We start from the raw sequence: 26572 nt of genomic DNA, 5'->3' as shown, positions 1-26572 counted from the left end.
ATGTTTATAGATTTTCTACCTGGCAGGGTCAGCAATGCAACAATTACTTCTCCCGTTCTATAGTATAAGCAATGAGTTGCTCGAGTGAGCGGCGTGATGGGGAATCAGGATAAGTATAAAGGATATCCAGTGCTTCGGCGTGGTAGCGGTTCATAACTTCGATGGTGTACTGGATACCTCCGGATTGCTTCACGAAATCAATTACCTGCTGCACGCGTTTATTGTCGCCGTTGTTGTTTTTAACGTTATAGATAACACGGCGCTTAGTCATCCAGTCGGCCTGGCGGAGGGCGTGGATCAGCGGCAGGGTCATTTTCTTTTCCTTGATGTCAATGCCGACCGGTTTGCCTATTTCAGCAGTTCCGTAATCAAAAAGGTCATCTTTTATCTGGAAAGCAATACCTACTTTTTCGCCAAACAAACGGGCTTTCTCAATCTCTTCTTTAGAAGCACCTGCCGAGGCAGCACCCACAGCACAACAAGAGGCAATTAAAGAAGCTGTTTTCTGACGGATAATATCAAAGTAAATAGATTCGTCAATATCCAGACGACGGGCTTTTTCGATCTGCAGCAATTCACCCTCACTCATTTCCTTCACCGCATTCGATACGATCTTGAGCAATTCAAAATCATCGTTATGGAGCGAAAGTAACAAGCCTTTGGAAAGCAGGTAGTCACCAACCAATACCGCAATTTTATTTTTCCAGAGGGCATTTACCGAAAAGAAACCACGTCTATAGTTGGCGTCATCCACTACGTCGTCGTGTACCAGCGTGGCCGTGTGCAGCAATTCTATTAGCGCAGCACCCCGGTAGGTAGGGTCGGCTATAGTTTCGTTATGAAGTTTAGCGGAGAAAAACACGAACATCGGGCGCATCTGTTTGCCTTTGCGCTTCACGATGTAGCTCATGATACGATCCAGCAACAGCACCTTCGACTTCATAGAAGCCCGGAACTTCTTCTCGAAAAGCTCCATTTCGCCGGCAATTGGCGCCTGTATCTGGTCTAGCTTGCTACTCATGTGTTAGTATTGCAATATTACGGTCTGTTGTAGTGGTTTCCAAACGCGTAGGTCCAAAACCGGGTTTAATTGTTAAATTGCTACCAATTGAGTTCAGAAATATTGCATCACAGCCCGCTAAACTATAGTTTTAACAAAAAACTGGCTCACTGCTTATAGTTAAACTATAATGTCAGCTATATTTTACCAGTATACAACTTAGGAAAGCAGCATTCAACAAATCTCTGAATTATCCCGTTTAAGCTTTTTATAATACATAGCTAAATTTCACCCGAACTATGGCTGATACCCTTAAAGTTGATTTTGTTGTTTACCCTGATCATGGACGGCCATTTACGGCTGATGCGGTGTACGAACCAAACGGAAAACCTAAACCAATCGTGATCTTTACGCATGGTTTCAAAGGTTTTAAAGACTGGGGACATTATAATTTGCTGGCACAGTATTTTGCAGAGCAAGGCTTTGTATTTGTAAAATTCAACTTTGCCTACAACGGCACCACCGTGGAGGAATATTCAGACCTGCACGACCTGGAAGCTTTTGGCAATAACAACTTCTGCCTGGAACTGGACGATCTGAAAGCCCTGATCGACATGATCGAGAACGTGGAAGGTCCTTTGCCTTACAAAGAACTGGATCTGGAACATTTATACCTGATCGGTCATAGCCGTGGCGGAGGCACTGTTATTCTTAAAGCTGCAGAAGATACCCGTGTAAAAGCCGTAGCTACCTGGGCTGCCGTAAACAAGTTTGACCAGCGTTGGGATGAGCTTGAAAATGATAAGTGGCAACGCGAGGGAGTGCAATGGATAACCAATGCGCGCACCGGCCAGAAAATGCCGATGTATTACCAGATCATGGAAAACTACATAGCCAACCGGCAGCGACTCGAGATTCCGAAGGTGATACAGAACATGCAGCAGCCTTTGCTTATCTTGCATGGCAAGGAAGACGAGACACTCCCTCTACAAATGGCTCATGATTTGCACAGCTGGAAACCTGATGCTGAAATGCACCTGTTACCCGGCGCCGACCACTCGTTTGGTGGCATGCACCCTTACGAAAAGGACGAATTGCCGGAAGCCGCCCGTGCCGCCGCAGAACTGAGTATCGCATTTTTCAGGAAACATGCCTAAACTATACCTGCTGCTTGGGGGCAACCTGGGCGACCGCACCCTGTACTTGCAACAGGCCCGCGAATCGATAGCTGCGCAGGTTGGAACTATAACAAAAACGTCGTCGCTTTACGAAACCGCAGCCTGGGGCAAAACTGACCAGCCTGCTTTCCTGAACCAGGTGCTGGAGGTAGAAACTATACTTAGCCCGGAAGATGTGCTGCAAACTATAAACCAGGTTGAACACGACCTGGGCCGCATCAGAACAGAGCATTGGGGAGCCCGCGTTATTGATATCGATATCCTGTTTTATGGCAACCTGGTTCAGCAAACGCAACGTTTAACTATACCACATCCGCAACTGCACCTTCGCCGCTTTACGCTGCTGCCTCTTCACGAGATCGCACCCGACCTGGTACATCCGGTATTAAAGCAAACTATAAATGATTTACTAGAAAGTTGCCCGGACAAACTGGAAGTGCACTTGTATAGTTAAAAACAGTGGCTGGCAGGCTGGCTTTTATGTTTGATATGATCCTGATTTAGACCGGGCCCACTCTTTCGCATTTTCTTCAGTTTCGAAAACCTCTACATCAAAAAAGCTTTTTACCAGTGGCTCAAACATACTAAAAGAGTTACGGCCAAAGATACCGTACGAGAGTATATGTGCAAAATACTTCACTCCTAAAACTTTTGCTTCAGGAGCCCATTTATACACCATGTAATTCACTCCAATTTCCCAAGGGCCTACCAATTCGTGGTTATTGTTAACTATAGCAGCGCAGGGCTGTTTCCGGAGCATGGCCAGCAGCAGGTTGCCACCCATCACAATACTTTCCAACGATTGCACCCCGATCCAATTAGCAGAGATATAGGAATTATCAGCCTCTCTTTCTGCCTCAAAAAAGACATTTCCGTTCGATTTCTTTAATTCCTGTTTATCCATTCAATATCTATCTGTATAGCAGCATACTCATTGTACGCCCTACACAAATCCGACAGTTATCTTTTCAAGAAATTTTTGATAGCAGTGATCGTTTCTTCCGGAGCGCTCAGGTTAGGACAATGCCCCACAGCTTCCATCTTTACAAACTGGCTGCCATTTATCTGCTCGTGCACATACTCCCCAACAACTTCTGGCGCTATCACGTCTTCTGAACATTGCAGGATCAGCGTGTCAGTTGTTACATTGCCAAGGTCATGGCGGTTATCAGATAAAAAGGTGATACGGGCAAAGTCTTTGGCTACTTCTATATTACTACTGCAAAAACTATCAGCTAACTCCTGACCAAGTACAGGTCTGTCGGGGTTGCCCATAATTACAGGAGCAATAGTATGAGCCCAGGTCAGGTAGTCGCTTTCCAGGCTGCTGATAAGGCCGTTAATGTTTTCTTCTGTAAAGCCACCAATATAGTTGTCATCATTTACGTAGCATGGCGAGGGGCTTATCAGCACTAGCTTCGCAAACCGCTCCGGTTGTTTGTTAGATGCCAATACCCCGATCATAGCACTCACGGAATGCCCTACATAGATCACATCCTGTAGGTTCAGCTCTTCTATAATGGCCAGTACATCGTCGGCGTATGCTTCCAGAGAGTTGTACCTACCTATCGTATAACCTGAAGCATCCGACTTCCCAAAACCGATATGATCGAAAAGAATGACCTGGTAATCGTTTTCGAAGGCGGACGTAACATAACGCCACATTTTCTGGTCGCAACCATAGCCGTGAGCGAAAAGCATAGGTTGTTTTCCTTGCCCAATTACTTTCACATTCAGCTTCTGGGTAACAGTCATTCGCGTATGTTTTAGATGGGAATTAAAAGTTCAGGTTAAACAAATATACACTTTTAAAACGGTTTTATCCAATCCTCCCGATATGCAGGCATATAACCTGTAGTTATATCCGCAGCCAAACCATAACTATAGGTCCAATTCCAGCCAGTTACTATAGTCTAAAACTTTTCTTCCACGCCTAAACCAAATAAAGCATAATCATACTTCACGGGGTCTGTCGGGTCGAAGGTTCTTAGATGATCGGTCAGTTCTTCCGCAGTTTGCCAGTCCATACCTTTGCGGGTAATCAGGCCCAGGCGCCGCGCAACACGCTCCACATGCACATCGCAGGGGCACACCAGGTCAGCAGGCTTCATGGTATTCCATATCCCGAAATCTACACCTTTATAATCTTGTCGCACCATCCAGCGCAGGTACATATTAATGCGTTTACAAGCCGATTTCCGGGCCGGTGTTGATATATGTTTTTTTGTTCTGTGCGGCGCATCTTCCAGGCTAAAAACCAGATCATGAAAATGCATTAGCCGTTCTTTCTGTGTTTTGATCTCGTTCCGCTCGCCGGTAAAAGCAGTTTCTAGACTTTCGTGCTGGCTATAGTACCAGTTAAAGAAATGGATGAGGTAAAGCAGATCGGTATCGTTAAAAGTGCGGTGCTTAAAACCCAGAAAGCGCTGCAGATCCTGCTCCTGGTGGTTGAGTATAAAATCGTGCGGCGCATTATCCATTAGATTCATCAATTTTATACAGTTGTTGATAATGGTCTTTCGCTGTCCCCAAGCCAGGATAGATGCAAAGAATCCGCTAATTTCAATGTCCTGCTTTTTAGTGAACCGGTGCGGAATAGAAACCGGGTCGTTCGGTATGAAACTGGGTTGGTTATATTTCTCTACTCTGTCATCGAGCAGGGCTTTTATAGCGGCAATATCTTGCTTCATGGGTTTAAAGTTCTGTAGCTGCAGTATACGGGCTATTTACTAAATTATGAAAGAATAGAGTTTATAGTTTTATAGTTGCAGTTTGTGCTGGCGCGAGTCTCCAGATTCGTGACTTACGATGGGGTTGAGTATCCTCACTCAACTGGCCCGACAGGGACAAGAATAGCAATGGCTAAAGCTATAGTTCTTATAGTTGCCGTGGTCCAACCACCCCTGCCCCTCAGAGCTACGCTTGCTACCTTCGAAATCGCTTCTCGGTAGTCTAAGGAGGGGAGTATTCTGCTTTTCACTTTATCATCTCGAACAGCGTGAGAGATCTGGTACAGCTTAACATCCCCCTTCGCCCCCTTCAAAGGGGGACTTTTTGCTATTGTTATAGTTACGTCTATAGTTCTATAGTTATAGCCTATCCCGCGGACAGGTCGCGATTTGTCCCTACAGCATGGTTTGTAGAAACGCAATACTTTGCTTCTTGTTGTAGGTTGATATAGACTCCAACACTAGGACACTTAAGATACCTTCACTAACCCTCGAAAAGAAAGAGAATAAAAAAACAAAAGCCTGAACTTTAATGTTCAGGCTTTCAAAAAGTATATCTTAAACCCCTGTTACGGCATATACGAAACTTCAACTCTGAACTTCTGGTCAACGGCGCCGAGTTTCTGGTAAGCTTTTTTGGAGATACGAACCACGACATTATTATTGGTACCCGTCTCAGGCAATTTTCCTATCACACGAACATACACCACCTGGCCATTCATAGCGTTTTTAACCTGCATAATAGTACCAACCGGGGCTGATTTGTGCAAAGCCAGGTATTTGTTTGTATCTGCTTTCGGATCTATCATTTCGGCCATACCATTTTCGATAACCTTTTTAACACCGGCTGCAGTTTCTGTGGTACCAGCTTCTTCTTCGCGCTCACTTACAGTTGTAGCAGCCTCAGTTGGTGTAGCAGTTGTTGCCGGTCCAGCAGTAGTTGTAGCTGTAGTAGTTTTAGCAGGTGCTGGAGTTGACTTGGTAGCTACAGGGGCCGTTTCAGCAGGAGTTGTTGTTTTTTCTACTTCATCATCTGCCTCCGGAACATAAACCGGTTTGTTGGCAGTAGGCACTGCGCCTTTACCAACTATAAGTCCTGTACCAATTTCAATGTTGTTATCTGTCAGGCTGTTCCAGGTTTTAATGCTCTCTACAGAAACGCCATGCATACGCGATATGCTGTAAAGAGTCTGCTTGGCTTCTACAACATGTATCTTCTCGCCTCTGTTATTTACAGTAAAGGTGCGGTTACTGGCAGTTGGGGCTGCTGTTTTAGGTGCAGGAGTAATGGCTGAGTTTACTGCAGCAGAAAAAGGCGCTTTGCTTGGAATAAGCACTACCTGGCCTATTTTTATACTTGCTTCTACTGCTGGGTTAGACTCCACAATTTTGGCAACAGGCACCCCATACTTGCGCGACAAGGCGTAAAGGGTTTCTTTAGGCTCTACCTTGTGTTTTACAAAAAACTTACCGTTGCGACGCTCCACTCCTACAGAGTCGCGCAGGGCAACATAGCTGGTGGCCGAAGCTGATAATGAAAGTACCGGTGACAGTAAAAGTGCAAGTAAAAGTATGCGTACCATGGCTAAAAGGTAAACTATGTAAGACTATAAACAACCAAAATATTTCGTTGCCGGATAAAGTATAATTTGTGGTTAAAGATAATAAAAGTATCTGAACCTATGCCACTTAATCCGTGGGCAATGCGCTCCTGCAACTGCAATTCTCCATCCAAATTAAACACACACAGCGTATTATCTAAATTTCCGTGGGCATCTTCGGTATAAAATCCTGTAAAAATGTTTTGCTCCGTTTCGGCGTACTCAATTCCTTTAACGGGTTTTACCTTAAGCTTATGCTTCAGAAAATCACATACTTCGCTATAGTATGGCTCCCCTTCCAGGTAAAGCATCGGGTATGTGCAGGCCTGTGACCTCACCGTATTAAAGCTGGCTACAGCAGTTGCACCGCCGTCCAATGACACGTTTTGGGAAACTATAGTTCCGGTTTTGGTTTGCAGCAACTTTAAATTCTGGCCCTGTAAATTAAGGGCTAAAACGCCATCTATAGTTACACCATAAAAAGCCAGTTCAGGTTGTTGCCATTGCAGGTTTATAGTTGCCGCGTTGTAGGCAAGTATACCTTTGTGCTGCCCGACCTGGCGATCGCCGTAGCCGTGCAAAAACAACAAACCTTCGTAAGCATCTTCCAGGCCCAGCCACCAGTTTTTAGCAGCAGGTAGCGGCAATTTGTCAAGTTTATAGTTGCACAGGGAAAGCGTATAAAAGTCAGCCAGCAGTAAGTCGGCGTCGCGAACTTCAAAGGCAAGCCGGTTTGCTGCGGCATCAAGTCGCATACGCCACACGGGCGCCCCAAAGTCGTATGTATAAATTAGCGGAAGTATAACTCTTAACTTTTTACTATATTCATGCAAAATAGCACATTTTCAGCCCCAAATGTATGAAATCTGACTCAAAACGTTGGCATTACTCATTCCTGTATCTGCTTACACTATTTTTAATGTTGCCTGCAGCAGCACAAGCCCAAAAGCAGAAGGTGCTGCTGATGGAAATAAAGTCTGAGATAGACCCGCGCACCAACCGCTATACCGAGCTTGCCCTGAATCATGCTACCGAAATTAAAGCTGATCACGTGTTGCTGGTACTCGATACATTTGGAGGTGCCCTGAACGATGCAGACGAGATCCGGAAACGCATCCTGGAATATCCGAAGCCGGTGTATGTGTTCATCAATAAAAATGCTGCTTCGGCGGGCGCTCTGATCTCGCTGGCATGCGATAGTATTTACATGGCACCGGGCGCAAACATTGGTGCTGCCACCGTGGTTGGGGCAAACGGCGAAGCTGCTCCGGGCAAATACCAGAGTTACATGCGTTCAATCATGCGTTCTACTGCCGAGGCACAGGGCCGCAACCCGCACCTCGCAGAAGCCATGGTAGAAGCCAGCGTAGACAGCACACTTTCTGCAGATCAGGTACTTACCCTTACTACCTCTGAAGCTCTGAAATACGGTTTCTGTGATGGCATAGCCACAACTGTAGATGATGTATTAAAGCAGGTAAATTTACAGGATGCCGAAATTGTGAGATACGAGTTAAGCACTACCAATAAGATCATTTCTTTTTTCCTTAATCCGTTTGTGAGTGGCATTTTGCTGTTGCTGATTATGGGTGGCTTGTATTTTGAGCTGCAAACGCCGGGCGTTGGCTTTCCGTTGGCGGCGGCTATAGTTGCGGGCGTTTTATACCTGACACCTTATTATCTGAATGGCCTGGCCGAGAACTGGGAAATTCTGTTGTTTATAGTTGGCCTGATACTGATTGGTATTGAGGTGCTGGTTATTCCGGGGTTTGGCATCACAGGTATCAGCGGCATCATATTGGTGTTCGTTTCGCTGGTATTGGTTATGATTAACAACCAGAATTTCGACTTCACATTTGTACCATCCAGTGCCATTATGCAAAGTATGGTTTCGGTTTTGCTGGGTATGATAGGCGCTGTAATACTGGTGGCGCTCACGTGGAAACGTTTTGCTGCCAGCCGAACGATGCAGCGCATGGTGCTTAACAATACATTCGAGAGTTCTGAAGGGTACCAGTCATCGGCTGATTCGTCGCATTTAGTTGGCAGAACCGGGATTGCGCACACCCGCATGGCACCAACCGGAAAAGTAATGATTGAGGACACGTTGTATGATGCACAGGCAAGAGAAGGCTTCATCGAAAAAGGTGAAACTGTAGAGGTCCTGAACCACAGCACCTTCTCCCTCATCGTCAAAAAAGCTTAATTGCAGATTTTTGCCTGATATTAAAACCCGAAACTTTCTAACTTTCTAACTTTCTAAACTATATGAAATACCTTTCCTTGGCTGCGGCTATCACTTTTATGGCTGCCTCTTTTACATCCTGTTCCCAGAAAAATATGACTACAGAAAATAATGCTATCACTAAAGAAGCCCAGTTGGAATGGTCCGGGGAATACATGGTAGATGGTTGCGGCTTTAAGTTAACGATAGATGGCAAGGACTATAAACCTGAAGATGAAAACGCCATTGGCGAAGAGTTTAAGCAGGAAGACAATATGATTCCGGTAAAAGTAACGTACACCGAAACCGGCGAAATTATAGACCGTCGCTGTGGCTTGTCTACACAGGACCGGTCAATGCCCGGCATCCGGATCATTTCTATCGAGAAACTATAGTTTTAAATCTTACTTTCAGATAGATGACAGCACCTGAAATAATGGAACAACTGGAAAGCCTCGGCAGCCAGACCATTAAGAATATATACCTGAATCACGGCGCCAAAGAACCTTTTTATGGCGTTAAAGTCGGCGACCTGAAGCCAATACAGAAAAAGCTAAAGAAGAACTATAGTTTAGCTAAAGAACTATACCAGACAGGAAATTCAGACGCCATGTACCTGGCCGGACTGATAGCCGATGAAAAAGCCATGACCAAAGCCGACCTGCAGTTGTGGGCCGAACAGGCGTATTGGTACATGATCAGCGAATTTACAGTAGCCTGGGTAGCATCAGAAAGCAACTATGGTTTTGAGCTGGCAAAAGAATGGATAAGGTCTGACGACGAAAAAATAGCCACTGCCGGCTGGGCCACACTCTCGAGCCTGGCAGCCATAAAAGCAGATACCGACCTGGACCTGGACTACTATAGCACGCAACTCGACCATGTGGCGCAAACTATACACGACAGCCCAAACCGCGTGCGGCACACCATGAACGGCTTTGTAATTGCTGTTGGTTGCTATGTAATGCCACTTACCGGAAAAGCAAAAGCGGTAGCCCAAACTATAGGTAAGGTAAAAGTGAACATGGGTGATACTGCGTGCAAAACTCCAGAGGCTTATAGTTACCTGGAGAAACTGGAGAAAACCGGGCGCATTGGTAAAAAGAGAAAAACTGCCCGCTGCTGATAAACTATAAAACGGTAGCTCTTCCGTATATTTGGACTCGCAAAACACTATTGACTATGGACGTACTTGGCATTATTCCGGCCCGCTTTGCTTCAACCCGTTTCCCGGGCAAACCACTGACCGACATCAATGGCAAAACCATGATCCGGCGGGTGTACGAACAGGCCTCAGCATCAGGTTTATCCGAAGTTATAGTTGCTACCGACGACGATCGTATTTTTGCACATGTGCAGGAGTTTGGCGGCAAAGCCGTCATGACAGCCGAACATCACCAGAGCGGCACCGACCGTTGCTTCGAAGCTTACAAACTGCACAACAAACCCTACGAGTATATAATAAACATACAGGGCGACGAGCCTTTCATTAAACCAGAGCAAATAGACCTGGTTGCCAGCTGCTTTAATCGCCCGAACACGCAATTAGCCACGCTGGTAAAAAAGATAACTACCGAAGAAGAGCTGTTTAACACAAACGCACCAAAGGTAGTCCTTAGCAACTCTGGCGATGCCTTATATTTCAGCCGCCAGGCTATACCCTACTGCCGCAACGTACCCCAGGATATCTGGCACAAACAGCATACTTACTATAAACACATCGGTATCTATGGCTACAGGGCCGACATTTTAGAGCAGATTACTCAACTGCCTCCTTCAGCACTGGAGCTGGCAGAGTCGTTGGAGCAGTTGCGTTGGCTGGAGAACGGTTATAAAATTACCACAGCCCTCACCGAGTTCGAAACCATAGGCATTGACTCTCTGGAGGATCTGGAGAAAGTCAGGGAGTTTTGGAGTTAGAGAGTTTGTGAGTTATAGAGTTAGAAAAGTAGAGAGATTATTTCATTCTAACTTTACTATCTCAGGGGTTTTGGTCGGATTCATTGCGAGTATAAAGTGGAAGACATACTGATTTACTCCAGATTCTCCAAAGAGGAAACAGTACGAAAGCTCAAACAAATGTTTGCAGGCGGAAACCCGTTTGATATAGAAATGGAGGTGTTGTATGGCGAATATTATTTATCTCCAACAGCACACCAATTCATGCCTAAAACAGCCTCTATAAATCCTTTCGCGATACAATTCAGGCTAAAAGAAGACGCTGCTACAGGAAAGACTATACTTGAATTAACTCCCCAGTCACGTGCATTCTCAATAACTATAGGAGTGTTAATTCTCTTCTTACTCTGGATTTTTATTCTGGTTGCTACTCTTGAGAACAAAGGGTGGTTACAACCAGTTTTCTATTTTGGAGGCACAGCCATCACCCTGATCGTTTTCCTCTTCCTTAAATTGGGGAATAATAAGGAAACGGAAATCCTGAAAATAATTAAAAAAGAATTCGAAGAAAAGCAGAAAACATCAACCACCTCCTAAAGTTACAAACTTCAAAAGTTTCTAACTTTCTACCTTCAGAAACTCTATAACTCCTAAACTCTTTAACTACAACTACCCTCCTACCCGCTTTACTTTATAGCCGGCAGCTTGTAGCGTTTGCATTACTTTATCCCTGAAATCGCCTTGTATCAGTATTTCTCCGTCTTTGGCTGAGCCACCAACGCCGCACTTGTTCTTTAGCACTTTGCCCAGTTCCTTCAGGTCATCATCAGTACCCACAAATCCTTCCACTAATGTCACCTGCTTGCCCCCACGCGACTTTTTATCGAGCATCACTTTCAGGTTTTGCTGTTGCGGTGGAAGCGTTTCGGCTTCGTTTTCCTGGTCGTACTGGTAGTTAAAATCAGAGCTAGTAGAGTAAACTACACCCTGACGGCCTTTCTTATTTTTATCGCTCATATTTCTTAATGACTAATTATTAATGAGTAATGAGTTATGATAATGAGATATTATTAATTACTCATTTGTCATTACTCATTAGGAAGGTATTATAACCTTTAACGACTGAGGGTTCATCTTTACTTCGAAGCTATTGGTCTTACCCTTGTATTCGCCGTCTGCATGAAACATCATGAGTTCTTCGGTCTCTACTTTTACGTTTGTTGTTTTAAAATACTCGGCACTTTGCACATTTGCCAGTTGCCTGGTTAGCATACAATAGCTAAGGTTTATCGCTTTTACAAAGTCGAGTTGGCGCACCAGGCACACATCCAATAATCCATCGCGTATATCGGCAAGCGGAGCTATGTAAGCATTATTGCCATATTGCGCTGCATTGGCAAAAGCCATTACAAAACAATCTGTGTCCAGTTCCTGCTCATTAATCCAGACTTTTACCGGCAGGTGTTTATAGGTACGAACCTCTTTTAAAACCAGCTCTACATAGGTCTTTAACCCACGACGTTTGTTGCCCGCAAACACCGAGCTTATGTAAGCATCAAAACCGATACCTGCCGTAGTGAAGAACGGGAAATCATTTATAGTGCCACTATCTATCTGGGATATTTGCCCGGTATTCAGCGTTTTAATAGCACGGTCCAGGTTTAGCGGTAGTTGCAAATGCCTGGCCAGTCCGTTACCGGAACCTTTAGGCAAAACGCCCAGGGCCGTATTGGTGTACAGCAGTCCTCGCGCAACTTCATTTACTGTGCCATCGCCGCCCACTGCCACTACTATTTTATAGTTCTCAGCGGCTGCAGCCTGGGCCAGTTCGGTAGCATGACCGGCATAGTCGGTATAAACTATATCGTGTTCGTGCTTTTGGCTGTCCAGATACAGTTTAATGCGTGCAGCCACATCTACCTTGCTCCTGGTGCCGGAAACAGGGTTAATAATGAACCTGATGCGTGGAAGTGAACTCATATCACAAAAGTAACTATACAAACGCTAAACAAAAAGCCCGGCCATAAGACTATGACCGGGCTTTAACTATAGCTCTTTATCTTATATCTGGTATGTCAGCACAGGGCGGCTGGTATGGTTAACCAGATCCTCTGCTATACTTCCGCTTAACAAGTGCGACAAGCCCGTACGACCATGTGTTGCCATCATGATCATATCGGCATTGATATCTTCTGCAAAGTGCAGGATACCATCTTCCTCAATAGTATCGTTGTAAATATTTATAGTATAGTTGTGCAGGTCATACTTTTCGGCGGCATGGGCCAGTTTACTGCGCAGGTTGCTGCTCGACTCAAACGCACCCGGTGTGTTAATATAAACCAGGTGTAAACGAGCATTAAACAGTTGCTGGAAATATTTAAAAGCATCCATCGCCTTGCCAACCTCACGTCTGAAATTCGATGCCAGTACAATTTCCTTTATATCAAAGGTTGGGTTTGAGGTTTTTATAGTTAGCACCGGGCATTGGGCAACGCGAACAACCTTCTCGGTGTTTGAGCCAACCAGGAACTCATCCATCCCACTGGATCCTTTCGAACCCATCACAACCAGATCAACCTTATCTGCTTCTATTACACGCTTTATTTTATTTACAATACTATCCACGTCTACTTCCTGTACCACTACCACACCTTCATGCTCCACTTTGCTTATCAGTTTGGCCATCTTTGTTTTTGTAGTTTCCATCAGGCGCAGAATAAACAGCTGCTCCATACCATCGTGGTAACCTCCATCGCCTGCTGTGCTAAAGTTTGATGAACCTGGCATATCCACTACGTGTAGTAACTTAATGCCGGCCCCGGTGCGTTTGGCTATATTAACAGCTACTTCAAAAGCGTAATGCGCCTGTTCTGAAAAGTCCGTGGGTACAAGAATGCGTCTCATGCGGTTTGTTTAGTTGGGTTATTTGATGTTTCAAAAGTATAACACTCAATCTACGAAAAGTATGATATATATCAATATACCAATTAGATTTATAGCATTGCTATTTATACGCATATAAAATACGAAAGCCCACCATAAGGCGGGCTTTCGTTTGTAAGATACAACTATAGCTTATTGACCGATTCTGGCAATAAGGTCAGCTGCTCTGTTAGAGTAACCGGTTTCGTTATCGTACCAGCCCACAACTTTTACAAGCGTTTCGTTAGCCGAAGTCAGCTCAGCATCAAAGATACATGAGTGCGCATTACCAACGATATCGATAGAAACGATAGGATCTTCAGTATACTCCAGGATGCCTTTCATTTCACCTTCCGCCGCTTTTTTCATCGCTGCGTTAATTTCTTCTTTTGTAACCGGTCTCTTTAAGATACAGGTTAAGTCTGTAAGTGAGCCATCCGGAATAGGAACACGCATTGCAACGCCATCCAGTTTACCTTTCAGGTGTGGCAATACCAGACCTACCGCCTTAGCAGCGCCGGTTGATGTAGGGATGATAGAGTAAGCAGCAGCACGAGCTCTTCTCAGGTCGCTGTGCGGAGAGTCCTGCAGGCTCTGATCAGAAGTGTAAGCGTGTACTGTTGTGATATAGCCTTTCTCGATACCGAACGTATCGTCCAGAACCTTAGCCATTGGCGCAAGGCAGTTTGTAGTGCACGATGCATTTGAAACTATAGTTTCATCACCTTTCAGGATATCTTCGTTCACACCAAGTACCACAGTAGGGATGTTGCCTTTTGCTGGTGCAGAGATAACTACTTTTCTTGCTCCGGCTTCCAGGTGACCACCAGCGCCCTGCTCATCCACAAAACGACCAGTCGATTCAAGAACTACGTCTACGCCAAGCTGACCCCAAGGCAGATTTTTAGGCTCACGCTCTGCTGTGATTCTGATTTCGCGACCATTTACAACAATGCCGTTCTCAGTGGCTTCTACGGTACCATCAAACTTGCCATGCACAGAGTCATACTTAAGCAGGTGGGCAAGTGTTTTAGTATTGGTTAGGTCGTTGATAGCAACTACTTCTACATTCTCTTTCTGTAGCAGTGCCTTAAAAGTAAGTCTACCGATACGGCCAAAACCGTTAATTGCAACTTTAATTTTAGACATGATATCTATGTTTGGTATGATGAGTATTTAATATGGTGCGAAGTTACGATTAGCTTATAGTAAAACCAATATTTTTTTCTAACCTGAGAACGAAGCAATTACGTTTCTGTTCACTTTTTTTTGCCCTAAATGTTTTGCAAAACATTTTTGTAGCCTATATTTGCATCACCAATCAGGAAGTGGTTGGCAAAACACAACATGGTCCGTTCGTCTAGGGGTTAGGACTTCAGATTTTCATTCTGGCAACAGGGGTTCGATTCCCCTACGGACTACTGAAAGGGAAAAGTGATTATTTTGATCGCTTTTCCCTTTTTATTTTTCCACTTAATTCTTCTACATTAGGCTGGAAAGGGCAAAAAAACCATTTACTCTTTGGGTTCGATAACCTTCCATTTCACGGTCAAAATATACACCTTCCGAAGCATAGGCTTACGCTCATACTTTTATACCTATCAATTTTGCTTCTAATTTGAACTGGAAACTACGATTACAGATCCTATGTAAGATTTTCTTATCTTTAGTTAGTTAATAATGAGACTTATGAAACAGCTACTTTCCGTTTTTATACTCACATTTTTTGCATTCCCAACCTTAGCCCAGCAAACACAAAAACCTGTGTTACATGGCAAGAACTGGATGGCCATTACAGGCAAACCTTTAGCTGCTACCGCAGGCGCTATGACGTTTCAGAAAGGTGGAAATGCGGTTGATGCTGCTTGTGCTATGCTAGCTGCGACCTGTACCATGTGGGATGTTTTGAGCTGGGGTGGTGAAACGCAGGCACTGATTTATAACCCTAAAACCAAAAAAGTAATTGCCATAAACGCGATGGGCGTGGCCCCAACAAGTGCAACTCCTAAGTTCTTTAAAAGCAAAGGCTATAATTTTCCGCCTGAGAACGGGCCGCTGGCAGCTACCACACCAGGTACGCCCGGCGGGCTCTTATATATGCTCGCCAACTATGGCACCCTGAGTCTGGAGCAAGTACTCGCTCCTGCCATGGAAATGGCCGCCGGCTACCCCATAGAAGCCCAGACTGCCAACAGCATCGAGAGAAACAAAGACCTTATCAAGCAGTGGCCTTACAGCAAAAAGGTATTCCTGACACACCCCGGCGAAAAGCGCGAAGCCCCGGAAGCAGGCGAGATTTTTATCCAGAAAGACCTGCTACAAACCCTTACGAAACTAGTAGACGCTGAAAGAGAAGCACTTAAAAACGGGAAAAGCCGCAAAGATGCGATTATGGCTGCCTACGACCGCTTTTACACTGGCGATATTGCAAAAGAATTTGTGCGTGGCTCTAAAGAGCAAGGAGGTTTGATTACAATGGAGGACTTGGCTAACTGGAAGCCGCTAGAGGAAGAACCACTGAAGGTAACTTACAAAGGAGTAGATGTTTATAAATTACAGCAATGGACGCAAGGCCCCGTTATGTTACAGGCACTGAACATCCTTGAAAATTTTGACCTGAAAAGCATGGGCTATAACAGCACCAAGTATATACATACGCTGTACCAGGCCATGAACCTTACCTTTGCTGATCGTGACTTTTATTACGGCGATCCATACTTCGCTCCGCTGGAACCGATGAAAGGACTATTAAGCAAGGAATACGCAAAGCATCGGGCAAACCAGATAAACTACGATAAGAATAACCCAACTATAGGTCCTGGCGATCCTTACCCGTTCGAGGGTAAGAAGAACCCATACCTGAAGCTCCTTAAAAAGAGGGGATTTGAAATGGACACTACCAAACGCAACTTCGCTCCTGCTCACGATACCAGAAACGGCTCTTCTAGTGTAGATTACCAGGACAGGCTCTGGAGAGGAACAACCACCGTGGAAGCTGCCGATAAAGAAGGATGGGTAATATCGATTACGCCGAGTGGTGGATGGGTACCTGCAACTATAGCAGGCAACACAGGAATAGGAATGAGCCAGCGCATGCAGAGTTTTGTACTGGACGAAAATTTAAATCCATTTAATGTCGTTGCACCAGGCAAAAGGCCACGGGTTACGCTTACTCCAACAATGGCTTTAAAAGATGGGAAGCCTTACTTGTCGTTTGCAGTGCAGGGTGGCGACACGCAGGACCAGAACCTGCTGCAGTTCTTTTTAAATGTAGTGGAATTCGGTATGAATGTGCAACAGGCTTCAGAGGCAGCTAATATTAACACAAACCAACTATGGCTCTCGCTGGGCGGTACCAAAACAGATGACCGCAAACCCAAACCGGGGCACATACTGCTGCACGACAGCACCCCGGAATCCGTAAGAAACGAACTTAAAAAGATGGGCTATACTTTGAGCTTTGATGACCGAACCAGCGGCCCTATCAATGCCATTTACTTCGATTGGAAACACAACAGCTTCTGGGGCGGCTCCAGCAACCACGGTGAAGATTATGGCATTGGCTGGTAAATAAGGTCTGCAGCATCTCTTTTAATACTGACTTCCGCTACATAAGCAACTATAAAAACGGGCAAGTGCTATCAGTTAAGATCGTACTTGCCCGTTTTTATTCCTGAATTTCACAGAAGTAATTCAGTCTTCTCATATCAGCTTAACTTAAAGCCTTCTACTGCGACCAGCCTGTTGGCTTACGGTCCCAGCGGTGAGATCTTAGTTTAGCTAAAAGCTCTTTAGGTAAGCCTTTGCTGTCGCTGGTGCTGAGGTTAGATTTGACGTGCTGTTCTTTGCGCATGCCGGGTATAATAGTGCTTACGTCTGGGTTGCTCAGTATAAATCGTAGTGCCATTTCTGCCATCGTCATGCCCGCAGGTACCAGCTGTTTTAGTTGGTCAGCATGGTCTACACTAGCGTTCAGGTTCTCTGGCACAAAGTATGTGCTGCGCCAGTCATCTTCCGGAAAAGTAGTTTCTTTTGTGAGTGTTCCGGTCAGCGTTCCTTCATCAAAAGGCACGCGGGCTATAGTAGCAATATCCAACTCCCTGCACAACGGAAAAAGATTATCTTCCGGGGCCTGATCGAAAATATTGTAGATGACCTGTACGCTGCTGATGTGCCCGGTACGCAAAGTGTTTAGTACATTTTCCGGCTCCCAGCGGTTTACACTGATGCCCATGTGCTGTATCTTACCGTCTGCTTTTAGTTTCTCTATAGCCCGCTGCCATTCTTCATTTTCTGCCCAGCTATCTTGCCACACATGGAACTGCTGCAGATCTATAGTTTCAACTCCCAGGTTTTTCAGGCTTTTTTCCGTGTACTCAATTATATGGTCAGCCGGGAAGCAATCTATTAGTTTATACTCTGGTTTGGCAGGCCATTTCATGTTTTTAGGCGGGATTTTGGTAGCCAGGTAAAGCCGCTTTCCTGGGTGCCGTTTTACCAGCCTGCCCAATATGTTTTCGCTTTTACCGTGGCCATAGCCCCAGGCCGTATCAAAAAAGTTGCAACCACTTTCCACAGCTATATCCAGCGACCGGTCTGATTGCTTGTCATCTGAGTTTGTCCAACCTGCCATGCCCCACATGCCATAGCCTATTTCACTTACCTGCCACTCGGTGCGGCCAAATCTTCTGTACTCCATAGTTCACTAAATTTGTTTGTGGTCAATATCCGAAATAATCTTCTGAAAATAGCTGCGGCCTTTACCAAAACGCAGAGCTTCAATACTACTTTATTGTTAATGTTGAAAAACCCGACGCGTTAATTCGGATCAACTTTAGTTACTGCTAATATTACTATACATTAATACTAACTTTTAAAAGGCTACATCGTTGAATATGTTCAATTCAAATGGTGTAGTTTAAGATCCATTTTAGTCGCTGACATATGCGTTACAACATTCTACTTCGCAAAGCCACTAAACGGCTAGGTAAAATATCCAGATCACTTGTACCCTATCAGAAATATTTTCGCCCGACGGGTGTGCTCCGGCTGCCCTCTCCGGATGCTTTTGCTCAGAAACCGGATGATTCGGTAACTATATACAACATTTACCCCGGTCTCAAAACTACACTGGATATATCGGATGAGCTTTACCAGGCGTGTTCAGAGTACTGGAAGCCCCAACGCAGTGTCGTAACAGATTATGTAGTGGTAGAAGTGCCCAACGGACGGTTGCATACCGACAACGAAAGCAGTATCGCCATCATTACTCAGGATAATAAACTGATAGACAATGTATCGCTTAGTTTGGAGAACGGGAAAGTTACAATTCCCGAAAAGAACAATGTTTTCAGGCAACGCATGTTTACAAAGCCGGCTAAAATACAGGGAACCCTGTTTACTATGCTTTCGGGGGGTGCAGGCATCAATAACATAGGGCATTGGTTTCTGGATGTGCTGCCTCGCTTACACCTGTTACAAAAAAGTGGGCTCCTGGAACAAGTAGATTGGTTTTTAGTGCCAAGCACGCGCTATAGTTACCAGACCGAAACCCTGGACATGCTTGGAATACCGAAATACAAAATCCTTTCAGGAGAAGATTACAACCATATAACAGCTGACCGCCTTCTGGCTTCTACTGCTCCAAGAGGTAACCATACACTGGTGCCTCAATGGCTGATACACTACATGCGGGCGGCCTTTCTGCCTGGCATAACACAGCAGGACGAACGAACAGTGCAGGCTGAAGTACCAATGCTATTTATCAGCCGCAAAGACTCCAGTGTGCGAAATGTACTGAACGAAGACGAACTACAGCAAATGCTTGGTCAGTATGGTTTTAACACTATTGTTTCCAGCAAGCATTCGATAGCAGAAAAGGTACGCCTCTTTTCCAAAGCCAAGTTCATACTTTCCCCGACAGGTGCCGGACTGATCAGCATGCTTTTTTGCCAGCCGGGCACAAAGCTGGTAGAGATCTTTAACGAAGGTTTTGTAATAGAGCCTTTCTTTGATATTGCAACAAAACTGAACTTAGACTATAACTATATCATCTGCAAGGCACAAGGCGAAAAAGCGAAAAATGCCACTCAGGGCCAAAAAGGACACCTTGTTGTAGAAACAGATAAAGTAGAAGAGCTGCTCGAAAAGATGGTAGTACAAAAGTAAACCACTAAGTTACTTTTAAACAGGTTGATGCCTGGAGTTAAATCAACACATCATTTACAATCATAACTATAAGTATAGGTATCAACCTTTCCATCAAGATAAGTTACTGTCTCTTTTATTGGATATCCAGCTGAGTTATACTCAAAGGTAGCATTATAGCTTATAGGTTCGTATAGAGTGGGCTCGACTCCATTTTCTGAATCAGAATATTCGTATTTGAGCACATTTGGGTAACGAACATTCACAGGTAATGCTGTAAAATCTTCACCAACAAGTTTAAGATAAGCTGGAGATGCCGCGAGTGGATGTGCATTATCATCAAAAGTGTACTCTATTTTAGCGCGATATCCTGTATCTGTACGAGTAGACGAATCATAATTTTTTGTTAAAACACCATCTGCACCATAATGATACGATAGTAACGAGGTTCCTCCGTCTTTATCTCTGAATGTTGTTTTTGAACTTAAGAGTTGCGTGGCAGAAGAATACTGGTAAGTAACTATGTTGTTGATAGAGTTTTGATACGGATAAGGTCTGCTTAACGTATACTCTTTCTTCTCAGCCAGTAAACCATTCGAACTATAGTTAGCCTCCAACGCCACATTCCAGTCTCCGGTGAAAGAGTTATATACTTTCACCTTAATGATGTTGCCCTTAGCGTCATATTCAAATTTATCATAACGCCACAGCCTGTCATAATCATTGCCGTCAAAACCTTTATCTACTGTATAAAAGTTTATCTGATTCAGCCTGTTGAAATAATCATAATAATATTTGTAACTACCCTTTCCGCTCCAGGAATCAAACCGCATCTCAGTGCAGTAGCATGCCTGCCGTAAGGTGGGTTGTGGTATGGGGGTTACAGGTTCGGATTTATCGTTATCGCAGGCAGCCAAAATTATAAGGGAAAGCAGCAAAGAGATCTTTTTCAGCATTGTTTAAAGATATGGAATACTTTGTTTACCACTATAGCCACACAGCATTAGTGAGCAGAAGAATATAACAAAATTGCATAACCAAATTGTTAGTAGCAAACCCTTTGAAATCCCTAAATGAAATAAGCCTTTATTCAGCTGAATTAACAAACTAAAAAAAACCACTCCATATAACATGAAGCGGTTTTTCTGATATTCAATTTCTGCGTTGATTAAAAGGCTCCAACTATCTTTTTAAGCTGGTACTGAACTATAGCTGTGCTGCGTTAAAGGTATCTCCCTGGTTTACATCACCAGTTTCAAAGCCTTTTCTGAACCAGCGAACCCTTTGTGCAGATGTGCCGTGTGTAAAAGAATCCGGCATTACCCTTCCGGTGGCTTGTTTTTGCAAACGGTCATCGCCAATGGCACTCGCCGCATTCAGGGCTTCTTCCAGGTCACCGGGCTCCAGAAATCCTTTTGAACGTTGCGTATGATGTGCCCACACACCGGCATAAAAGTCAGCCTGCAGCTCGAGCCTTACCATCAGCTTATTAAATTCTGTTTCGGACAGCTGTCCCCGCATGGCGTTTACCTGGTCCATAGTACCGGTGAGTTTCTGTACATGGTGCCCTACTTCGTGGCCCACCACATAGGCCTGCGCAAAATCTCCATCAGCGCCAAGTTTCCGTTCCATTTCACTGAAAAAGCTAAGATCGATGTACAGTTTTTCATCACCGGGGCAGTAAAACGGACCTGTAGCTGATGAAGCAAGCCCGCAGGCCGAATTAACCTGCTCCGAAAACAGGACCAGGGTTGGTTCTCTGTAGTCTTGTAGCATCTTGTTCCATACATCTTCTGTGTCTGCCAGCACCACGGCCGTCTGATCTGCCAGCGCCTGTTCTTCCGGGCTTGGCTGGTAGTCGGTTGACTGCGCATATTGCGGCTCACCGCCGATAAACTGCTGAAGAAGTGCCAGGGGATTGGTTCCTGTCACAACCATTATGAGTACCAGCACTGCTACTATAACCAGCCCAACTTTTGAGAAAAGAAGCCTGAATAAAGGGATAAGAAGCATGGGGCTGATACCTCTGCCACCCGCTGACTGCCCTCTACGGTCTTCTATATTGCTGCTCTTTCTTCTGCCTTGCCATTTCATGATAATATTCTTTTAAGAAGTGAATGTTAGTAGTTTTTGTTTGTTCTCCACTTTACCACTCAAAGCCTACACTTATATTTCGTAGAGTTTAACGGCTGGCAGCTATACTTAGATGTCCGTAGTTTACTTCGGATGGCAATAAAAATATGCAGGTTATAGTTGCTGTAAAATGCCTGCATCAAAACAGCGTGTAAGTCCCTCTGCTTATAGTTTGTGCTCTATTATAAAAATGCCTTAATCCTATTACAGATCGTAAAATTTTCTACTTCATACCACTCCTTTAATTACAATTCAATCATTTATATATGCAACAAATTAAAAAAAAGATGGTTAAACAAATATGAAACTTTACAGTGATAAGTTGATCAGGATACACTATTCGCCTGAACAGGGTATTTTATATGCTGCCTGGCAGGAGCACCGATCTTATAATGCTGCTGAAGTTAAAACAGCTTTTATGGATGTGGTATCATCTGCGAGGGAGCTTAACATCAGAAAAGTACTTTTAAACTTTGCTGATAATATCCAGGACCTGACAGAAGAAGAGTATAAAACTGTGCTGGCGCAGCTTTTAGTTGGCCTGTTACCAACACCAATTCAGAAAATAGCCTGTATTGGCACATCCAGCACGGTGCGCAAAGACCGCATAATGGCTGCATACAACGACATTAAAGAATCGTTAAGCAAACCATTCGAATTCAGATTTTTTTCTTCACGTACAGAAGCGCTCCTCTGGCTTAATCTTTAATGGCTGAATTTGCTTTCTCCTTTATTAAAGAGGCTCTGCTTTACTATTATAATTGCTTTCAAAATACAGGAATCAATCAATTTATAAATAGCTTTTGGCTAGCGATCTTTAACTTCCCCTACCCGCCCTTTAGAATTCTGTAAAAAATTTAAACCTTTTTGATAGTATTACTATTATACATGAAAGTATCCATACCTTTGTGTGTATTAAAGCTTAACATAATGCCGAATAACCAGATAAACCTGAATCTTAATCATCGGTCTTACCTAAGGGAGCCGGAAGCCACCGAACTTGGCAGAAGAATATTGAGTGAAAGCATAAAACTGATAGATGAGCTTGGGTTTGAACAGTTTACTTTTAAGAAGCTGGCCACAGAAATTGGCACAACGGAAGCATCTGTTTACCGCTATTTCGAAAATAAACATAAGCTGCTGGTGTACCTGGTATCCTGGTATTGGGCATGGCTTAATTACACTATAAACTACCATACGCATAATATTTCTGATCCGCGTGAACGCCTCAGCCGCGCTATAGAGGTTATCACTACCTCCGACCTGAACGACCCTACCACATCCCACATTGATGAGCGTACACTTTTCAGGATCGTTGTGGCAGAATCGCCTAAGGTATACCATACAAAAGATGTAGATGCCGAAAACCAGGAGGGTTATTTTCTGGAGCTTAAAAAACTTTGCCGGAATGTTGCAGAGACTGTAGCCGCCATTAACCCAGCCTACCCCTACCCGCATGCGCTTATCAGCACCCTGCTCGACTCTGCACATCAGCAGTTATTCTTTGCAGAACACCTTCCATCCCTTACGGAAGTGAAAGGCGGCCCACAATCCAGGGATGGAATTACAGCTTTTTTAAAGAACCTGGCATTCGCAACTATAGACAATAGATAAAAGCTTAGAAAAGCAAGTATGAGCGAGCAAGTAAAAAATAAATCTGAGAAGCCCATGAAGCGATTGCTTCAACTGCTGGCTACAGAGCGTCGGGAGATCGTTTACCTGTACATATATGCCATCGCTGCAGGTCTCATAAGCTTGTCGTTGCCGTTGGGTATACAGAGTATCATAAATTTTGTATCGAGCGGTACCATCCCAGTTTCTGTGGTAGTTCTGATCTCACTTATTGTGCTGGCTTTGCTGCTGGTGGGTGGCCTGCAGATAATGCAGCTTTGGTTAGTGGAATATATTCAACAGCGCATTTTTGCCCGTGCTGCCTTTAGCTTTTCTTACCGCGTGCCCCGGTTTAAAGTAGAAGCACTTTCAAAACACTACCCTCCCGAACTCATGAACAGGTTCTTCGATGTAGTGTCGCTACAGAAAGGGGTCGCCAAATTGCTGATCGATTTCTCGACCGCTGTAATCCAAATAGTATTCGGCCTTATACTGCTTTCTTTCTATCACCCCTACTTTATTTTCTTTGGCATCATCCTGATCATAACGTTGGTGTTCATTATTTGGTGGACAGGTGAAGAAGGTATAAAGACCAGTATCATGGAGTCTAAATACAAGTATAAGCTTGTTGCCTGGCTGCAGGAAATGGCACGATCTCTCAGCACGTTTAAACTGGTAGGCCATACAAATCTGCCAATGGAGCGAACGGATGCTTATGTTAAAAACTACCTTGATGTACGACGTCAGCACTTTCGTGTACTCATGACCCAGTACTTCAGCTTTGTTGGTTTTAAAACATTTATAACAGGTGGTTTGCTTGTTTTAGGCTGTATACTGGTTGTGCAGCAAGAGATAAATATTGGTCAGTTCGTAGCTTCTGAGATCATTATCATCCTAATTATGGCTGCCGTCGAAAAAATAATCATGAAGCTGGATACGGTATATGATGTATTAACAAGCTTAGATAAGATTGGGCAGGTGACAGATATACCTATAGAAGAAGACAGCGGCATTAACCTGGATGAACTGCCTGCGCACGGCGGCCTGAGCATACAGGTGAAGGGCCTGCGTTATCGTTTCCAGGACACGAACAGGATAGCTTTAGATAATGTGAACTTTGAGCTGAGATCATCAGAACATGTTTGTCTGGCTGGTTACAATGGCTCCGGTAAAACGACCCTTATTAATCTGTTGCTCGGTTTACTGCCATCTTATGAAGGCAGCATTGCTTATAATGGCGTCTCTTTACGCGACCTGCACACCGGCAAACTCAGAAGCCTTATAGGTGATAATATCTCCAAAGAGCAGATATTTGATGGATCCTTTATGGATAATATAACCCTTGGACGGCAGCTCCCATTGCAGGATGTACTTTGGGCAATCGAGGTAGCCGGTTTAACCAATTTTGTGCATACACTACCTGAAGGACTGCACTCTTACCTGACCGGTGGTAGCATGCGGTTGCCCGGCAGCATTGCACGCAAAATAGTAATGGCACGCAGCCTGGTGCAAAAACCAAAACTGCTTATAGTTGATGATTTTTGGGTGGGTATGGAAAAACGCGAAAAGATGCGCTTCCTGGGGTTATTGATGGAAGACAAACAGTTCGACTGGACCATACTCATCGTTTCGAACGATAGTGACGTGATGCAACTATGCGACAGGACATTGTTATTGAAAGACGGGAAGATCGTGGCATCAGGAAGTTACGAGACCATACGGCAGCAGGACCTTTTTAAAGAACTGACTGATATTACCTTATAATCATGGCAAAAGAGTCTATATCATACAATAACGCTGAGGAGGCATACATGGAGGCGTCGCGTCATTTGCAGACGCCTAAACTGACCCGCGTGCTCAGCTATTGGATCACGGGAATATTGCTGCTTCTTATAATGACCCTCTTCCTCCCCTGGACACAGAACATTTCCTCGCAGGGCAACCTGACCGCTTTATCTCCGGCGGACAGGCCGCAAACCATTGAAGCAACTATAGCCGGCCGGATAGAAGAATGGCATATACAGGAAGGGCAGTTTGTGAAAAAAGGAGATACGATCGTCAGCCTTTCAGAAGTAAAAGAAAAGTACCTGGACCCTAACCTGCTGGAGCGGATCGGGGAACAGGTTGATGCGAAAAAAGGTGCTGCAGAAGCTACTGCCCAGAAAGTAAAATCTATGCAGGAACAAATTGCCGCTTTGCGCCAGGGTTTAATCTTAAGCTTACAGAAAGGCCGTAACAAGGTAGAGCAAAACCGACTGAAAGTACAAAGCGACAGTATGGACCTTGTAGCGCAGCGAACAGAACTAGCGATAGCATCAGCGCAGTTCGAGCGGCAGGAAAACCTGTACAAACAGGGCTTAAAGTCACTGACAGAACTGGAGACCAGGCGCTTAAAACTACAGGAGGCACAGGCTAAGCTGTTATCTATGGAAAACAAGCTTGCCTCAGGCAGAGCAGAGCTACAGAATTCACGCACTGAGCTAAGCTCTCTGCAGGCAGAATATTCGGACAAGATAGCAAAGGCGGAAGCAGAACTGAATGCCACCCAATCGTACCTGTACGGAACACAGGCAGAAGTCTCGAAGCTGCAAAGCGACTATAGCAGCACCGAGGTCAGGAGTCAGTATTACCATATTACAGCCCCACAGAACGGCTATGTTGTCCGGACACTTAAGGCAGGCATCGGTGAAACTATAAAAGAAAATGAAGCAGTGGCCACTATTATGCCAGATAATCCCAAACTGGCAGCTGAGTTATATGTAAATGCAATAGACCTTCCGCTTTTGAGCCAGGGTGATGAAGTAAGACTACAGTTTGAAGGCTGGCCCACTGTTGTTTTCTCAGGCTGGCCCGGTGTTAGTTATGGCACATTTGCAGGCAAGGTAGCTGTAATTGATAATGCTGGCACTAACGGGAAATACCGCTTGCTGGTGGTGCCGGACACCGCAAAAGAACCCTGGCCGGATGCGCTGCGTGTTGGATCAGGGGTACAGGGCTGGGCCATGCTGGAAACTGTGCCGGTCTGGTACGAGATATGGCGGCAGTTAAATGGTTTCCCGGCAGACTATACGGGGCAGGGCGATGTAGTTACAAAGGATAAGGAAACAGCTGTAAAAGAAGAACAGTAA

The 26572-nt window shown here is 44.7% G+C and carries 26 protein-coding genes and 1 tRNA gene; 14 read left to right on the top strand and 13 right to left on the bottom strand.

Annotated features, from left to right (window positions below):
* Positions 1-43: 43 nt before the first annotated feature.
* Positions 44-1021: a polyprenyl synthetase family protein gene (locus ABS362_RS08730; RefSeq protein WP_350412039.1), complete on the bottom strand. Its 978-nt coding sequence runs from the start codon at positions 1019-1021 to the stop codon at positions 44-46.
* 278 nt (positions 1022-1299) lie between these two features.
* On the opposite strand from ABS362_RS08730, the gene ABS362_RS08725 reads away from it, so the two are divergent.
* Together ABS362_RS08725 and folK are read left to right on the top strand one after the other, a co-directional pair.
* Positions 1300-2157, top strand: a complete 858-nt coding sequence (locus tag ABS362_RS08725) for an alpha/beta hydrolase family protein (protein WP_350412038.1) — start codon at positions 1300-1302, stop codon at positions 2155-2157.
* Entirely contained in the window at positions 2150-2632 is a 483-nt protein-coding gene (gene folK, locus ABS362_RS08720; protein WP_350412037.1) for a 2-amino-4-hydroxy-6-hydroxymethyldihydropteridine diphosphokinase, read from the top strand. Before ABS362_RS08725 ends, folK begins: the two co-directional genes overlap by 8 nt.
* 24 nt (positions 2633-2656) lie before the next feature.
* Here folK and ABS362_RS08715 read toward each other — a convergent pair whose 3' ends face one another.
* The 5 genes from ABS362_RS08715 to ABS362_RS08695 form a co-directional block, all read right to left on the bottom strand.
* A complete protein-coding gene (locus tag ABS362_RS08715; RefSeq protein WP_350412036.1) occupies positions 2657-3082 on the bottom strand; it encodes a hypothetical protein in 426 nt (141 codons plus the stop codon).
* Between the two features lie 56 nt (positions 3083-3138).
* On the bottom strand, positions 3139-3933 hold the full coding sequence (locus ABS362_RS08710) for an alpha/beta fold hydrolase (protein ID WP_350412034.1): 795 nt from the start codon (positions 3931-3933) through the stop codon (positions 3139-3141).
* Between the two features lie 158 nt (positions 3934-4091).
* Positions 4092-4868 (bottom strand): TIGR02757 family protein, encoded by a 777-nt coding sequence (locus ABS362_RS08705; protein ID WP_350412033.1) that lies wholly within the window; start codon positions 4866-4868, stop codon positions 4092-4094.
* A gap of 608 nt (positions 4869-5476) precedes the next feature.
* Positions 5477-6490, bottom strand: a complete 1014-nt coding sequence (locus ABS362_RS08700) for a septal ring lytic transglycosylase RlpA family protein (RefSeq protein WP_350412032.1) — start codon at positions 6488-6490, stop codon at positions 5477-5479.
* Positions 6491-6504: 14 nt separating this feature from the next.
* Positions 6505-7263, bottom strand: a complete 759-nt coding sequence (locus ABS362_RS08695; RefSeq protein WP_350412196.1) for a DUF4905 domain-containing protein — start codon at positions 7261-7263, stop codon at positions 6505-6507.
* 104 nt (positions 7264-7367) lie between these two features.
* Between ABS362_RS08695 and ABS362_RS08690 the strand changes: the two genes are divergently transcribed.
* The 5 genes from ABS362_RS08690 (at position 7368) to ABS362_RS08670 (ending at position 11228) form a co-directional block, all read left to right on the top strand.
* Positions 7368-8714 (top strand): NfeD family protein, encoded by a 1347-nt coding sequence (locus tag ABS362_RS08690; protein ID WP_350412031.1) that lies wholly within the window; start codon positions 7368-7370, stop codon positions 8712-8714.
* A gap of 62 nt (positions 8715-8776) precedes the next feature.
* Positions 8777-9127: a hypothetical protein gene (locus tag ABS362_RS08685; RefSeq protein ID WP_350412030.1), complete on the top strand. Its 351-nt coding sequence runs from the start codon at positions 8777-8779 to the stop codon at positions 9125-9127.
* 23 nt (positions 9128-9150) lie between these two features.
* Positions 9151-9858 (top strand): DNA alkylation repair protein, encoded by a 708-nt coding sequence (locus ABS362_RS08680; RefSeq protein ID WP_350412029.1) that lies wholly within the window; start codon positions 9151-9153, stop codon positions 9856-9858.
* Positions 9859-9914: 56 nt separating this feature from the next.
* Positions 9915-10652 (top strand): 3-deoxy-manno-octulosonate cytidylyltransferase, encoded by a 738-nt coding sequence (gene kdsB / locus ABS362_RS08675; RefSeq protein ID WP_350412028.1) that lies wholly within the window; start codon positions 9915-9917, stop codon positions 10650-10652.
* Positions 10653-10748: 96 nt separating this feature from the next.
* Entirely contained in the window at positions 10749-11228 is a 480-nt protein-coding gene (locus ABS362_RS08670) for a hypothetical protein (protein ID WP_350412027.1), read from the top strand.
* A gap of 72 nt (positions 11229-11300) precedes the next feature.
* Here ABS362_RS08670 and ABS362_RS08665 read toward each other — a convergent pair whose 3' ends face one another.
* The 4 genes from ABS362_RS08665 to gap form a co-directional block, all read right to left on the bottom strand.
* The gene (locus ABS362_RS08665) at positions 11301-11648 is read right to left on the bottom strand and encodes a translation initiation factor (RefSeq protein WP_350412026.1); all 348 of its coding nucleotides are present in this window, start codon (positions 11646-11648) and stop codon (positions 11301-11303) included.
* A gap of 78 nt (positions 11649-11726) precedes the next feature.
* Entirely contained in the window at positions 11727-12611 is an 885-nt protein-coding gene (locus ABS362_RS08660; protein ID WP_350412025.1) for a diacylglycerol/lipid kinase family protein, read from the bottom strand.
* A gap of 81 nt (positions 12612-12692) precedes the next feature.
* Entirely contained in the window at positions 12693-13535 is an 843-nt protein-coding gene (locus ABS362_RS08655; protein WP_350412024.1) for a universal stress protein, read from the bottom strand.
* A 171-nt stretch (positions 13536-13706) separates the two neighbouring features.
* Positions 13707-14702: a type I glyceraldehyde-3-phosphate dehydrogenase gene (gene gap, locus ABS362_RS08650; protein ID WP_350412023.1), complete on the bottom strand. Its 996-nt coding sequence runs from the start codon at positions 14700-14702 to the stop codon at positions 13707-13709.
* 200 nt (positions 14703-14902) lie between these two features.
* Between gap and ABS362_RS08645 the strand changes: the two genes are divergently transcribed.
* Positions 14903-14974 (top strand) — tRNA-Glu (locus ABS362_RS08645).
* Between the two features lie 268 nt (positions 14975-15242).
* A complete protein-coding gene (locus tag ABS362_RS08640; protein ID WP_350412022.1) occupies positions 15243-17123 on the top strand; it encodes a gamma-glutamyltransferase family protein in 1881 nt (626 codons plus the stop codon).
* Between the two features lie 157 nt (positions 17124-17280).
* Here the strand turns inward: ABS362_RS08640 and ABS362_RS08635 are convergent, their stop codons facing one another.
* Complete coding sequence (locus tag ABS362_RS08635; protein ID WP_350412021.1) at positions 17281-18252, bottom strand: aldo/keto reductase; 972 nt, start codon at positions 18250-18252, stop codon at positions 17281-17283.
* 245 nt (positions 18253-18497) lie between these two features.
* On the opposite strand from ABS362_RS08635, the gene ABS362_RS08630 reads away from it, so the two are divergent.
* Positions 18498-19721 (top strand): glycosyltransferase family 61 protein, encoded by a 1224-nt coding sequence (locus ABS362_RS08630; RefSeq protein ID WP_350412020.1) that lies wholly within the window; start codon positions 18498-18500, stop codon positions 19719-19721.
* A 50-nt stretch (positions 19722-19771) separates the two neighbouring features.
* Here ABS362_RS08630 and ABS362_RS08625 read toward each other — a convergent pair whose 3' ends face one another.
* Positions 19772-20656 carry a hypothetical protein gene (locus ABS362_RS08625; protein WP_350412019.1) on the bottom strand — a complete coding sequence of 295 codons (885 nt, stop codon included), beginning with the start codon at positions 20654-20656 and terminating at the stop codon, positions 19772-19774.
* A gap of 250 nt (positions 20657-20906) precedes the next feature.
* Positions 20907-21794: a KPN_02809 family neutral zinc metallopeptidase gene (ypfJ, locus tag ABS362_RS08620; protein WP_350412018.1), complete on the bottom strand. Its 888-nt coding sequence runs from the start codon at positions 21792-21794 to the stop codon at positions 20907-20909.
* Between the two features lie 340 nt (positions 21795-22134).
* On the opposite strand from ypfJ, the gene ABS362_RS08615 reads away from it, so the two are divergent.
* The 4 genes from ABS362_RS08615 to ABS362_RS08600 all read left to right on the top strand — a co-directional run bounded on the left by ABS362_RS08615 (position 22135) and on the right by ABS362_RS08600 (position 26572).
* Positions 22135-22542 (top strand): hypothetical protein, encoded by a 408-nt coding sequence (locus ABS362_RS08615; protein ID WP_350412017.1) that lies wholly within the window; start codon positions 22135-22137, stop codon positions 22540-22542.
* Between the two features lie 221 nt (positions 22543-22763).
* Positions 22764-23447: a TetR/AcrR family transcriptional regulator gene (locus ABS362_RS08610; protein WP_350412016.1), complete on the top strand. Its 684-nt coding sequence runs from the start codon at positions 22764-22766 to the stop codon at positions 23445-23447.
* Positions 23448-23465: 18 nt separating this feature from the next.
* The gene (locus ABS362_RS08605; RefSeq protein WP_350412015.1) at positions 23466-25208 is read left to right on the top strand and encodes a peptidase domain-containing ABC transporter; all 1743 of its coding nucleotides are present in this window, start codon (positions 23466-23468) and stop codon (positions 25206-25208) included.
* Positions 25209-25210: 2 nt separating this feature from the next.
* Positions 25211-26572, top strand: coding sequence for an HlyD family secretion protein (locus tag ABS362_RS08600; protein ID WP_350412013.1), 1362 nt, complete (start codon positions 25211-25213; stop codon positions 26570-26572).

It is taken from the genome of Pontibacter populi (genome assembly GCF_040278685.1).
Taxonomy (GTDB): domain Bacteria; phylum Bacteroidota; class Bacteroidia; order Cytophagales; family Hymenobacteraceae; genus Pontibacter; species Pontibacter populi.
The sequence above is the reverse complement of the archived record's forward strand: the minus strand, read 5'-3'. Positions and strand labels throughout refer to the sequence as shown.